This window comes from Desulfobacter curvatus DSM 3379 (assembly GCF_000373985.1).
Lineage (GTDB): Bacteria > Desulfobacterota > Desulfobacteria > Desulfobacterales > Desulfobacteraceae > Desulfobacter > Desulfobacter curvatus.
The window spans coordinates 1-13279 of sequence record NZ_KB893096.1 but is presented as its reverse complement, the minus strand read 5'-3'; the positions used below and the strand labels follow the sequence as shown (position 1 = coordinate 13279).

Here is a 13279-nt window from a genome sequence, read left to right as displayed (position 1 = left end):
TTAAACTCCCTGATGTTCCAAAAATCTGATTGAATTTGAACGAAGCAAAGATATTTTTTGATCAACTTTTCTCCAATTTCTCTCTTTTTGAAAAAGCCCCTGCGAGACTGAATCTCTCGTAAAAAACACCCAGTGTTCCAACCCTACAGCTTTCAGCAAATCAACAATTCGTGCATTCATTGCCCCCATTTCTCCTTCAATCAATAATGCGATGAAAGGTGTATGAAAAATTAGGCAGAACACAACGCCATGGAACGAGTTGGTCACCATAAAATCCGCATTTTTAATCCGATTGAGCCAACAGACAGGCGATGGCAAAGTATAGCACTTGTGAATACCTGTCTTTTTTATGTTGCACTTGAGAATTGTTAAATCCAGAGTGTCCGACAATCCCTGTAATACATTCTCTACATCTCGATCCAACCCATGTAAAATATAACTGAAAGCATATGCCTCAGAGTAATTTGCCTGACCAACTAAACGATTATAATCATCTCGACTCAAAAGCAAAGTTGGATCAACAACATGGGCCGCATCGGTGCGGCCGGAAAGCCCCCTGACGATTCCGACCCCGGATGCTTCACGTACACTGATAGCGTCAAATTTTTCCAGGTTTTCCCCGATTATTTTCTGCCATCTTTTTTCCATAGTCGACGTTTCAGCATGTCCGAAACTGGCAGCATATGAAATTCTTTTTGTATTCTTGCCAGCAAATGATAAAAAATAGAGTTCTTTCAAACCTTCATATTGTGAAATCCACCGTGGATTCCACACTTGATCACTGCCGGTAATCATCAAATCATATTTATCTGCGAGCGACTTCAGTTCCTGTACAAAACTAAATGTTTTAGAAGTTCGTTTCAGGCATTTGTTCCGAAAATTTTCAAACAGAACTTCTTTATAATATGCTTCCCATTTTCGAATACACCCTTGTGGAGTCTTGGCCAAAATTTTTTTCATAACAGACACGGAAGGCTTGGGTCTAAAATCAATTATCTGAACAAGGTGCCCTTTTTTTTCAAGATAAGACTGTAAGGCATATACTTGTAATACCGCCCCGTAATTATCACTCCATTGAAATGTAGCTATCCCGACTTTCATGTTTTCCTCACCACTAAACTCAAAAAAATATTTTCCCAAGACCCATCTTTATCAGCCTCTTGCCCCTTCTTGCAAAAACTTTCAGTCTTGATGGCCTATGGAGTCGATATTTAAGAATCATTTTTGAAAAATGAAAGCTCTTTAGATCTTCATAAAATGTGTCCCTCTCTGCCGGCCGCAAACATGGCCGTACAAGACATGCATTGCCGACGATTGCAGTATCGAGATCCGCAGCGCCTATGAATAAAGTAGACCATACAGCCTCTATCAAATCCTTCCCCTTTTCCGTGTTGACCAAGATAAGGGAAGTGCCTTTGTCGTCTTTGTCATATTCAGGATACTTTTTATCGACACACCAAAAATCTGCGAGAGTTATATCCCCCTCGCGCTTGATATTTGCAAACCGACACGCATAACAAGATTCTCTAAGTGAACAATTCTGCAAAAAACCTCGTAAATATGGATCAGAGTGCAAATCTTTATATATGCTTTTACTACTTTTCAAATCCTGCCGCATGCCAAAGGCTTTCCAGCCTTTGGATTTATCCCTGAATGACAATCCTTTTATTTCATCGCCATTATCATTGTTATACTGAATATAGTGCTGCAGAAAAAGCGGCGATGGCACGCCATGACAGATAATATCGCAACAAAGCAGTCCTTTATACGGTTTTCGTAGATATTGTCGTATTCCTGCAACCTGACAGGGGGTTCCAGAAAATAGAACCGATTTACCCTGTTGTAGGCAATTTTTGATTTTTGAAAATAAATTCGGCGATAATTCACTTTGGACATACTTTGAGCCCCGCAGACCTGCCAGTTCTTCTTTGGTTTCAATAATGATGTGTCGAACGACAAGTTCATCATCAAAGGCAGCACCAACAACACTACCGCCCTGAGCAAGGATATGTTCCGCAAGTGCGGTGAAGAGCCCCCCTGATGAGCTTAGGCAACGGATTGTTTCATCCAGGTTCCAAGCAGCATAAACAACCAAAGGACCGATATTTGCACCTTCGGGTGTTTTTTTTTTGATACCCACCGGGCAGATCTGCGCACAAAGACCGCACTGGTTACATAAGGATTCATCCATTATGGGATAAAAAAATCCCTCAGCATTGGGTTCCATGCTCAGGCTATTCTCCGGACAGATAGCCGCACAGGCCCCGCAACCCGTACAGGCTTCCACGCTTTCGCTTGGTATGGTAAATTGAATCGGCGTCGATGTCATGGCTAAATCACTTTAAATCGTTAAATGCTCTTAGCCTTGCAACTGAAGGGTAAAATTTGCCTTGTAATCGTTTGAAGTTCCGGACAACAAACATCCGCTCGTTCTGATCCAAGGCAATAAACCAGCAGGCAACGATAGCGATGAAAATTGTCATGCCGACTACACTCAAAAGTCTTATAAAAGAACTATGCATAAAGAGATACGGGGCACACCCAGCCAGAGCGGATAGTGTACTGACAATGACACTTGGCCATAATACCCCTCTGATCCACCGACGAATCGGAATGCCCAAGAGATATTTTCCCCAAAAGACCCTCCCCAGACTGCATATAGTCATGGTGATCACAAAGGCCACACACACACTTGCAGGGGAATGACCCATCTTTAGAAAAAGCCATGCCAAAGGAAGAGTCAGTAATAAAGTCGTGCCTAACGTCGCCTGATATGCTGCGATTCTACCATGGGCGTTGACTGCCAGCATATAGCCGCTGCTTAGCCGATCAATTATGAAAGATGCAATGATAAGGCGACAGAAAATAGCCGTGTAAGATGGAGGAATCCGAAGCCATAACTTGAGCACATAGTCCATTTCAATCATTAAAGGAATGGCAAAGAAAAATACAAGCAGCGTTCCAAATTTACTGGCCCGCAACGATAACGAGATCATACGTTCCCGATCACCCCGACCCTCGCTACTTGTAATCTCGGGAGAAAAGGCCCCCATCATGGCGGTGGCGAGTTGATTCGTCTGGGCAGAAACTTGTTTTCCGATGCCATATGCGGCATTCACATTGGGGCCAAAATACAAATTAAGCAAAATAGCGGAACCCTGGTCACGTAATGTAGCTCCAAGCCCGCCAATCAAGTTCCAGATGGCAAAAGAGGCAATTTTTTTAAAACGGGATTTATCAAACCATTGGCTTAGTTCAATACGGCACTCATTGAAAATCTTAAAAGCTCGCAAAACCTGAACAAGCTGAATGAACACAATGATCACAACCATCCCAACGGCATATACAAGCAGTAGATCCCCGGAAAGATGTGTCAGAAGATAGGCTAAAGCAAAGGTCAAACCGGTTTGAAGCATCCCCCAAACAGCCATTTCCGAGATACGCTGGTTGGCCCTAAACATAGCGATGAATGGGACGGATAACATATTGACAAAGGCTGAGATCAAAGATACCCGAAAAACCACAGTACAAGCCTGTATTCTGCCGTCAGGGACCGTCAGCATGTGCTTGATGGTATATTCCCCAATAGGCCAACCGAACAGGATTAGGACTATGGCAAAGCAGAGATGGATACTCAACGCGGCATTGAACCATCGCTTGACCTCTGCCGAATCTCCCTGTCCAATCGAATAGGCAAAATAGCGGGATACACTGCCAGCCATAACTCCGTTCAAAAAGGTAATAAAAATAATTATGGAACCGACTACACTGAACAGACCAAAATCTGTTTTTCCCAATGCATTCAATACCCACCGACTGCTAAATAAAGCAAAGCCTAAAGCAAGAATGGAGCGTGTATATGTGGCAATAGTATTAAGAATTAATCTTTGGGATGGTGTCATGACATTGCAGTATAATTCTATAATTACAATTCTAATACACGATTCATAAAATGATCAATTTTCTTTACCGCGTGATTAAAATTCAAATGATTATTCATCCATGCATATGAATTTTTTGATATTTCCTCCCTTAAATTTGGCTCTAAAAGCAATTTTTCAAACCCATTTGTAATACTGTCAACATTTTCCGCTTCTACCAATATGAGGTGCACCTCATTAGTAAAATATCTTGGTATATCGCCCACATCCGTTATGACAACAGGTTTTTGACATGCAAAATACTCTCCCAGTTTGGTCGGGAAACCAGCTTCCGCAAAGACTCCCCTTGGTCGGGTCAGTGCCAATATCTGAGAAGAATAGAGCAGTTCCGGCACGTTTTCATGCGAGATAAGTCCAGTAAAGGTAATGCAATCAGAAACGGCAAGCTCATTTGCAAGTTTCCTTAACTGGGGCAATATTGTACCGTTGGTCACATCGCCAATTATTAACAAATGGGTATCAGGGTATTTCTTGTTCAACAAACTAAAACTTTTGATCAAATCGACCACTCCATCTTTTCTGGTTGGGGTACCGATATAGCCAATCGTTATCTTATCCCTTAAAAATGGCTTTATATTACTTTTTTTAAATCTCTCAGGATCTATCAAGTTAGGCATGACGATAACCGGTTTTTTTTCCCCCAACTTATTTTCGACAAAATTTTTCAAATAATAAGATAACACAATAAAACCATCAGCATACCTGATCAAATATTTCATACTGAAATAGAAACTGAACCATTTCAATGAAGCAATGGAGAAAAATTTTGCAACCGGTTTTTCATAAAACTCCGGCAGGATCACTACAAGTTTTTTTCTCATAATCTTTTTAATGATCAACAGCATCAAAAACCTAAACCACGTAGCATTATAGCATACTACAATATCCACTTCCTTCTTGATTCGTTCAGATAACAAATATAAAAAAGGTAGTGTTATACCCCAAAAATTCTCTATAATTTTTCCAATGGCTTTCCGGGGATGATTGACAAATCCTAAATGCTTGTACTTGACACCATCGACAACACCCTGTTTGTGCTTATTATGATCAATATCCCTGCCGTAACAATTTCCGGTCGGCATTATTACTTCAATATTATTACCCAACTTCATTAAACCAATGCTAAAATACCGCAACAAATTTGCGCTTGCCCCGCCATAAGGAAAATTACCATAAGTAACAAGAATAATTTTCTTTTCCCGAATCATATTTTCCACATATCCTTATCGAATCGCCAATCATCATTTGGGACATCTTCAATCTTACCGGATGAAAACACACCCAACAGAGCATCTTGAGTCATCATTATTGATGCTGTTGCATGCCCGGGCGGGACATGAAGCTCTGAAGGTTTATATTTAGACAAAGTAAAGCGCTGTACAGGCAACTTCCCTGAAGGATTCTCCCAATCATTCGGAGCAACGACAGCAATAACCATCGATCCCATAAGAGGAACAAACCACTTGTGATCTCGTTGATGCCCAATCCATCCTCTTATTTCCCTCGGCTGATGTGCGCGGATCGTGTAAAATCGATCCACCCCTTAAAATCAAAGTCATTGACAAATGAAAGAATGCCTCTTTCATGCACATCACCGGAAATCAGCTTTACTTTCATAGCAGTTATCCTTTTGAAAGAACTTGATGAAGTTGTTGAGTTTCTTTCATTTTTTGTTGTGGGTCGAAGCCTGGCAGGTGATATGCCAGGTCGGCCCATGGTCGTTATTTATGCCAAACATATCGATTCACATAATCGGAATAGCTCAATATAATCCGAAGCACCTTCTCCGAAACATTTGGCATCTGATAGTCATTCACAATTCGATGCTGTTTATCAATCTTACTTCTACTTTGAGAATCAAGGATATTTAATCCCTGGAGTATACGCTCCGGCTTTAGACCGGTGAGCATCACTGCTGCTTCCTCCATTGCCTCGGGGCGCTCATGGGCATTTCGGATATTGAGTGCGGGAAAATTCAAAATAGAACTTTCCTCACTGATAGTCCCTGAGTCAGAAAGTGTGGCCCGTGCTCTGGTTTGTAGATGCACATAATCGAAAAACCCCAATGGTTTCATAAACTCCACCAGAGAGTTGACCGCTATTTCATTGGTTTCCATGCGTTTTCGGGTGCGAGGATGAGTAGAAACAATAATCCGCACCCCATATACTTCGGCAATGGTGTCAAGACAGCGCATCAAATCTGCAAACTGCGCCGGATCATCTATGTTTTCTTCCCTGTGAGCACTGACGACAAAATAGGCCGCTTCATGCAAATTTAACCTTTCCAGCACATCAGACGCATCTATTTTATCTCTATAAAAATTCAGAACTTCAAACATGGGGCTCCCGGTTTTAATTACCCGCTCCGGGGGAAATCCTTCCCGCAACAGGTATTCCCGTGCAATATCACTATAAGACAGATTGATATCACTGATATGGTCGATGATTTTTCGATTGATCTCTTCGGGCACCCGCTGATCAAAACAACGATTCCCGGCTTCCATATGAAAGACGGGAACCTTACGACGCTTCGCCGGATAGGCTGCCAGGCACGAATTGGTATCTCCCAACACGAGAAGCGCATCCGGTTCCACCTGAGCCAACACGTCGTCAACTTTGGCAATCACGGCTCCAACTGTTTGACAGGCGCTATTGCCTGGTTCGGCACTATTCAGAAAATAATCGGGTTTACGGATACCGAGATCGTCGAAAAAAATCTGATTCAATTCATAATCATAGTTTTGACCGGTGTGAACGATAACATGATTCATATGCTCATCCAACGTTGCCATGACCCGTGACAAGCGGATAATTTCCGGTCTGGTACCGATGACGGTCATCACTTTGAGTTTACGATCCGGTAACGGGAGGATATGATTCACTCTTTATTCCTTAATTTTTGTTGAATGGCAACTTGACATATTTTGTAATCAAACCTTTTCAAAATAGGTGTCCCCATCTTCAGGGTTATAAAATTCATTGATCCAGAACAAGGTGTATAGATCATCATTCCCGATATTAGTAATATTGTGCGTATACCATATGGGCATATCTACAAATGCGGGGGAACGGCCATCCAATTCAAAAGTGTGTTTTTCATTGGTGCCGATCCTGCGGATTTCGATTCTTGCCTTACCACTGATTACGGCGAATCGTTCAAATTTACGGGTATGAAAATGATCCCCTCGCGTCACTCCGGGTACGGTTGTGGAAAAGGATACCTGCCCACCGTTGCCATCCAGCTTCAACACCTCTACAAAGCTCCCGCGCGAATCGGTATGGGGCGTTAACTTTCCCGGATAGAAAGTGCCATGATCTATATAACAAACAAATGTGTTGAATAAGTTTTGCCCAAAACGATCCTCGATTTTCGGGATGATTTGTTTATCGAAATAAAGCAGCTTAAATTTTTCCAGCTTGTCAAGCAGGTGCGAGACTTTAATGGTTGTCGTATGGGGAAGATGACAATGGGTGATTGCCGGTGTCTGGCGATCCTCAATATGATCGATAATGGCTTGCACCAACTCTGATACATAAATCAGCTTGAGTTCGCCATCCACATCAATCTTTGGCACTTCATTATGGGTCAACTGATGACAAAAGGTTGCCACCACCGAATTATAGTAAGGATGGCCGAATGGGCCGAAAACATTGGTAATGATCAACCCGGTGAATCGAGATTGATGCCTGTCTGCCCATTGATATAATAGCATTCTTCCCTGTTTTTTAGAATTGCCGTAAGGATTGTCTCTATCTTCCTGTATGGAAGAGGCAAACAACACATGGGGTCTGGCGTCGGTTGTTTCCATTGCCTGAATCAGGCGATTGACCAGATCCACATTGGTGCTGTAGATCGTTTGAGGATCGTTATGCCTGTTTAACGACGCCAAATGTACAATTACATCGCACTGGGTGACGAACTGTTCCAGCCTGACGTTATCCCCAAAGAACTCCCGTTTAAAAGATATCTGTTGATACTTTTCCGGCTCCAGGGACAATGTATTGGCTAAATGGGACCCCACAAAACCATTTTGCCCGGTAATACCGATTTTAATCATTGCATCCTCTCAATCTTGATATCGCATTGCAGATCCAAGCATCGAAAAAAAATTAGGGTTCATGAACAGGCTCTTGTTCCTCACCCAGCACATCACGTCTGATAAAGGGCAACTTTAACAATAACTGCTTAACCCCTTCGATATCAAGACAGTGGGTATTGTGGGATGTATATTCCTCCACTTGTGACATAACCTCATTCCCTTCTGTAAAGAACTTTCCATAATTCAGGTCCCGAGTGTCTGCCGGTATACGGTAGTAATTTTCAAGCTCATCTGCTTTGGCCATCTCTTCACGGCTGACAAGTGATTCATACAATTTCTCTCCATGCCGGGTACCGATAATTCGGATTTCGTTTTTGGCATCATAAAGTTCAAGCAGTGCTTGTGCCAAATCAGCTATTGTGGCTGCCGGTGCCTTCTGGACAAAAATATCTCCGGGATGGCCGTTCTCAAACGCGAATAGAACCAGTTCCACCGCCTCTTCCAATGTCATCATGAAACGGGTCATATTGGGATCGGTTATGGTGATCGGCTTTTTTTCCTTGATCTGCTGGACAAAAAGCGGAATGACACTACCCCGAGATGCCATGACATTTCCGTAGCGGGTGCCGCAAAGCATGGTGCCGGTGCCGTTGAGGTGTCTGGCCTTGGCCACCATCACCTTTTCCCCCATGGCTTTGGACATTCCCATGGCATTGATGGGATAGACGGCTTTGTCCGTGCTCAGGCTGATCATTTTTTTTACGCCGTTTTTCAGAACGGCATCAATTACGTTTTCCAATCCCATGACATTGGTACGTACCGATTCCATGGGGAAAAACTCACAGGAAGGTACCTGCTTGAGAGCTGCTGCGTTGAAGACGTAATCCACGCCTTTCATCGCATAATCAATGCTCCGGTTGCTGCGTACATCACCGATATAATATTTGATTTTATCGTTGCGATAAAATTGCCGCATGTCGTCCTGCTTTTTTTCGTCCCTGGAAAAAATTCGGATTTCTGAAAAAAAATCTAATTTTAAAAATCGTCGTAACACAGCATTACCGAATGAACCAGTGCCGCCAGTAATAAGTAAAGTTTTATTTTGCATAGAAAATAGAATCTCTTTTTGTTAGTAAATGATAAAATCTTATAACGTCATGCTCAACTTTTTATGATTTAGATATAGCTTCACAGCTCACTATGATTAAAATCGATATGGCAAGGATCAGCGGTCATTTGGAGGTGAGCTATGTTAGTAGAAGATTTTGTTGTTTGGTGCTTTTATTATATAGACGATTGGCTGAAAGAGCCTATAGTTCCAACCCTACATTAATCATCCGAAATATTAACCTTTCATGAAGTAAGTAAATTCATCATAACAATGAGTTCCGTTACATCGACAAAATCAGCCGCTCCATCTGATTTTCATAATCTTCTGCTAACTTTTGTTCATCTGTTGTAAGTTCTCTTTTCCATCTGTCATCGTATTTAATATTGACAATCCCTTGAAACCGCATTGGATTACCAGCAACTAAATGCATGTTGCGTGTGTTGATTTGCCAGTCTCCGTTTGTACAAATAGAGCCAATAAATTGTGCTAAGCGTTGTCTTGTTTTAGTAGGTTGTTCGACAAGATTATTATATTTAACTGTTAATACTTCTGTCTTCATTGTTTTTAAAATTGGAACAAAGCGATTTTTATAAATATTTAACCACTTTTTCAAATGCTTTTCAGTGGGTTCATCAGCACCCCAATGTTTTCCGCTTGCAGCATAACTTTTTGCATCCTTATAAAGCAAAATTACCTTTATATCGGATGGTCTTTCCTTCCAGATCGCATAAGCACGTAATATATCTTTAGAAGAATCAACAACTGACGATACTTTCATTGTTTTTACTATGCTATCATATAATATGAGATTATTTTGTATTATCCCCTTTTGATTTTTCAAAATACTATTCAAAAATAATCCTTGGTTGTTAATAATTGAATATTCGAATATTTTTCTTAACACTTTCAATCTAAAAGATGTTTTTTCAGTGTATTTCTTATTGCTCAAAAAAGACAAGTTAAAATCTAATGGGTGGCTAATGACATTTTGACTTGTTGTATCAGATATACATTGTAATATTTTACTCCAGACCGGACACTCTCTAAAAATTTTGAGACAGGTGCAGATATCCTGTTTGGGGCTTGCATTACACATCTTCCCATCTCGCCATACTTGCCATGGTAACCATACCAACTCACCAGTTGATATGGTATTCGGCAGAGTACCAATCATTAAATCCAGCAGTGTTGAACCTGAGTGACCAGCAGAGATTATAAAGATAATTTTTGAATTGTATTTTGACATATTAAACCATTCTTAGAAATAAATAATTATCGCAGTTTAATCTGCGCGGGACGGTGGGTACTCAATTCCACCTGAACTTGCTTTCCGGCCCCGGCCAAAGAGAGGATATCTCCCAGCATTAGCGGAGTGTCAATGGGCGTAGGAACATTCGCAGGCTGTACCTGAATGACGGCCAGAATACGCAGCTTTTTCTGTGGCATAGTAGGCACGGCGGCAAAATGCCACTGATCAGGATATTCTATAATTTTGCCGCCGTTTTTGTGCTTGCGCCAGTTGACTGCCGGCGGATCAAATCGGGCATGACTGCTCATCTCCAGCTGAGTCGAAGCGAAGAAATCCACCCGCGTTTTTGCTTTCCTGTTACCGCCCATCAGCACGTTGTTGGCAATTTTCAATTTGTTCGGGCTGTGCAGCATCCATTCCCAGTGAGCCTTATGCCCTGCCTCCAGCTCGTCGTAAACCAGTAGGACACTCGGACGTAAAAACAGCAAATGACGGCGGAAGGTATGCAAGCCGACGTCATCCCCGTAAGCTTGGGAAGCGTCGCCCACGCAGTAGGTGGATGCGGTGGTATGGTTATAATCAATGATCCGGCCAAAGCCCTTGGATCCTCGCATCTGCCCTTTGCCGTCGATCAGGATCGAATTGTGCCCCCGGGTATGGGTGTACCATCCCTTGAAATGCTCGTCACCATAACTGATGTAATAACCGGAGCCTGTAAAGATCCGTTCGCCGCCGAAATTGATGTTAAAACTGTTCTGGTCTCTGTGCATATGACCGTAGGCACCGTACGGAGATGAGCGGAAAACAATCATCAGATTGCCGGCAGCATCAATCAGGTTGGTATGCATCGCAACAATTCCTGCATCCATGAAAGCCCGCGACATCGGCAGATCGGCAGGTGGTTTTGGCGCAATCGGAGGACTATCCAGTTTGCCGATAATCTTTTTCGCATACCACAATGCATAGGGGTCCTTGAAATGTTTTCCCAACTCCAGCGCAAAGGTGCCCTGATGGTTTTTGGTAGGCAGCCAGTTACGCTCCGAGCCGTCGCCAAAGCCATCTGACACCGAATCGGGTGGCCAACAGTACATCAGGTAGTACGGCGCATTGCGGTACCAGGGGTGGTTAAAAAAATCCACTCCGGTCAGTTGACCAAACAGGGGCGGTATATCCAGCATTGGCCCATAGTTTGAACGAAAATAGTTAATGCCGTTGGCCCAGGCGCCGTCCGTTCGCGACAAATTTGGAAATTTGGCAATCCACAGTTCGTATACGTAGGCCAGCCACTTTTCCGCTTCAGATACGTCGCCGATCAGCGTCAGTGCTCCCTCTGTGGCCTGTGCCAGGATACGCTGCCAGATATGATTGCTGAAAACCTTGGCTTCAAGATTGTTCATTATTTTCTGGAAAAAACGGGAGGTGCGTCCCCGTAGTGCGTGGCGCAGCTGCCATTTCTGATGCTGTGTCATTAGATCCAGACAGCCGTCATACACCCGCGCGAGAACCTGTATGCAGTAACCGTCCGCAAAATCGATAAACTTAAATGCAGTAACGCCGTCCAGATCCAAACCTGCCACGAACAGACCGTATTCCAAAGCCTTACGGCCATACCGTTCATCGCCGGTGATCCGGTAGACCCACACCAGTTTCTTGACTCGATTGCACATGGTGTTGGTAAATGCTTTGCTGGCTATCCTGGCAAAAACCCCCTGTTCTGATTTATTCTTTCCATGTTCCTTTGGAGCGGCCTTGTCGATGGACAGGATCGGTTTTTCGAGCAGCCGGTCCGCTTGCTTAAGCAGGTGTCTCATCTTCTTTTTATCGGTGGGTGCGGGTTTTGCCGGGATCCGTGGTCGTGACTTATGCGCAGCAGCCAGCATGTCGGAGGAAGGCGGCGTTACAAACTGACGGAGTTCATCACTCACCGAAAACTGCAAGACCTCCGACCACTTTGGCTCTTTATCAGGCTTCGGGGTCACCGCGTACTGCCAGTACCATGTTCCAGATTCCAGTTTACGGTGCGGATTGTAGATGCCCCAGCGTAACTTCGTTGCTTCGAACACCTTTCCCGTGAAATCCCTGTTTTGCGACAGGCGCACCGCATAGCGCACCTTGCGCCCTTTGTTCAGCGGCCAAAGTAACGACGGGGGGTTGACATGGGCCGGTTCGCTGTCGCTTGGCGCCGGGGTCGAGCGGATTGTGGGGTGGGGTGGGGGGATTTGAGCAGTTACTGCCGAAGTAAGCAGAAAAAATGCGAACGTGCAGAGCAAGACTGTTTTTACTCGACTATCAAGTTTTTTCTTCAACCCTGTAAACTCTGGGTTTAGAAATGACAGTCTTCGTATGGTATATTTGCTGGAAAAACTATAACACATTGACTTTATTGAGCATGAATGAAAAATAATGTCAAATATAGAGCCTTCTTTTGCGCTCAGTAAAAATATTCAGTAAAATCAAAATGAGTGTAGCCTAAATGCGTAGAATCTTAAAATTTGGATGAAATTTAAAGTAGTTAAAAAAGAATGCTTGCAGTCCATTTGAACTTATCTTGAATTTTTATGTACCAATAAAAAAAGATATAACGGAGTTGATATGAAAGCACAAGCATTCTCATTAGAGAGAAGCATGTCGGAAGGTCACGTCCAAGTCAATAAACTGAGAGCTTTGAATCTTGGATTTCGCTCTTTGAAAATGTGCGTTTTTCGTTTTTCACCCTTCATTGTCATTGATTGCTCCACCATTAATTCAGCTTGAGTTGCCCAAGTATTGGTAATCATAGTAATGAAGTGGAACGTCCAGAATGAAAAGAATATCTTTTTGAAGATCATTTAGCTCGGATACAAAGCCATAGTTATTTCCGTCCGGCAACTGCATTTGTCCCAATACAATGTCTTCGAATTCTTTCAGCATAAATTCGCTGCGCGGGTTGCGGACATCC

General features: G+C 43.0%; 12 protein-coding genes. All 12 read right to left on the bottom strand.

All coding sequences use genetic code 11. The features are described from left to right. Positions 1–1140, bottom strand: coding sequence for a polysaccharide pyruvyl transferase family protein (locus tag B147_RS0121640; RefSeq protein ID WP_020589299.1), 1140 nt, complete (start codon positions 1138–1140; stop codon positions 1–3). Beyond that, positions 1121–2329 carry a Coenzyme F420 hydrogenase/dehydrogenase, beta subunit C-terminal domain gene (locus B147_RS29200; RefSeq protein WP_083927959.1) on the bottom strand — a complete coding sequence of 403 codons (1209 nt, stop codon included), beginning with the start codon at positions 2327–2329 and terminating at the stop codon, positions 1121–1123. Before B147_RS29200 ends, B147_RS0121640 begins: the two co-directional genes overlap by 20 nt. A 7-nt stretch (positions 2330–2336) precedes the next feature. After that, positions 2337–3902, bottom strand: a complete 1566-nt coding sequence (locus tag B147_RS0121630) for a lipopolysaccharide biosynthesis protein (RefSeq protein WP_033397777.1) — start codon at positions 3900–3902, stop codon at positions 2337–2339. A 23-nt stretch (positions 3903–3925) separates the two neighbouring features. After that, entirely contained in the window at positions 3926–5149 is a 1224-nt protein-coding gene (locus tag B147_RS0121625; RefSeq protein ID WP_020589296.1) for a glycosyltransferase family 4 protein, read from the bottom strand. Further along, on the bottom strand, positions 5146–5388 hold the full coding sequence (locus tag B147_RS0121620) for a hypothetical protein (RefSeq protein WP_157237992.1): 243 nt from the start codon (positions 5386–5388) through the stop codon (positions 5146–5148). Before B147_RS0121620 ends, B147_RS0121625 begins: the two co-directional genes overlap by 4 nt. A gap of 47 nt (positions 5389–5435) precedes the next feature. Next, positions 5436–5558, bottom strand: coding sequence for a hypothetical protein (locus tag B147_RS33245; protein ID WP_020589294.1), 123 nt, complete (start codon positions 5556–5558; stop codon positions 5436–5438). A gap of 104 nt (positions 5559–5662) precedes the next feature. Beyond that, a complete protein-coding gene (gene wecB, locus B147_RS0121610) occupies positions 5663–6823 on the bottom strand; it encodes a non-hydrolyzing UDP-N-acetylglucosamine 2-epimerase (RefSeq protein WP_020589293.1) in 1161 nt (386 codons plus the stop codon). Between the two features lie 48 nt (positions 6824–6871). Further along, on the bottom strand, positions 6872–7999 hold the full coding sequence (locus B147_RS0121605; RefSeq protein ID WP_020589292.1) for a polysaccharide biosynthesis C-terminal domain-containing protein: 1128 nt from the start codon (positions 7997–7999) through the stop codon (positions 6872–6874). 52 nt (positions 8000–8051) lie between these two features. Next, positions 8052–9089, bottom strand: a complete 1038-nt coding sequence (locus tag B147_RS0121600; RefSeq protein WP_020589291.1) for a polysaccharide biosynthesis protein — start codon at positions 9087–9089, stop codon at positions 8052–8054. A 283-nt stretch (positions 9090–9372) separates the two neighbouring features. Next, positions 9373–10338: a hypothetical protein gene (locus tag B147_RS0121595; RefSeq protein WP_020589290.1), complete on the bottom strand. Its 966-nt coding sequence runs from the start codon at positions 10336–10338 to the stop codon at positions 9373–9375. 26 nt (positions 10339–10364) lie between these two features. After that, positions 10365–12647 carry a DUF4962 domain-containing protein gene (locus tag B147_RS0121590; protein ID WP_169400727.1) on the bottom strand — a complete coding sequence of 761 codons (2283 nt, stop codon included), beginning with the start codon at positions 12645–12647 and terminating at the stop codon, positions 10365–10367. A gap of 439 nt (positions 12648–13086) precedes the next feature. Continuing rightward, the coding region (locus tag B147_RS29195) for a hypothetical protein (RefSeq protein ID WP_033396914.1) at positions 13087–13279 on the bottom strand (193 nt) is incomplete at its 5' end.

Bases quoted from the DNA above. Each gene is read 5' to 3' on its own strand.
- B147_RS29200 (WP_083927959.1), bottom strand. From the start codon at position 2,329: ATGACATCGACGCCGATTCAATTTACCATACCAAGCGAAAGCGTGGAA.
- B147_RS0121625 (WP_020589296.1), bottom strand. From the start codon at position 5,149: ATGATTCGGGAAAAGAAAATTATTCTTGTTACTTATGGTAATTTTCCT.
- B147_RS0121595 (WP_020589290.1), bottom strand. From the start codon at position 10,338: ATGTCAAAATACAATTCAAAAATTATCTTTATAATCTCTGCTGGTCAC.
- B147_RS0121620 (WP_157237992.1), bottom strand. From the start codon at position 5,388: ATGGGATCGATGGTTATTGCTGTCGTTGCTCCGAATGATTGGGAGAAT.
- B147_RS0121605 (WP_020589292.1), bottom strand. From the start codon at position 7,999: ATGATTAAAATCGGTATTACCGGGCAAAATGGTTTTGTGGGGTCCCAT.
- B147_RS0121630 (WP_033397777.1), bottom strand. From the start codon at position 3,902: ATGACACCATCCCAAAGATTAATTCTTAATACTATTGCCACATATACA.
- B147_RS0121600 (WP_020589291.1), bottom strand. From the start codon at position 9,089: ATGCAAAATAAAACTTTACTTATTACTGGCGGCACTGGTTCATTCGGT.
- B147_RS33245 (WP_020589294.1), bottom strand. From the start codon at position 5,558: ATGAAAGTAAAGCTGATTTCCGGTGATGTGCATGAAAGAGGCATTCTT.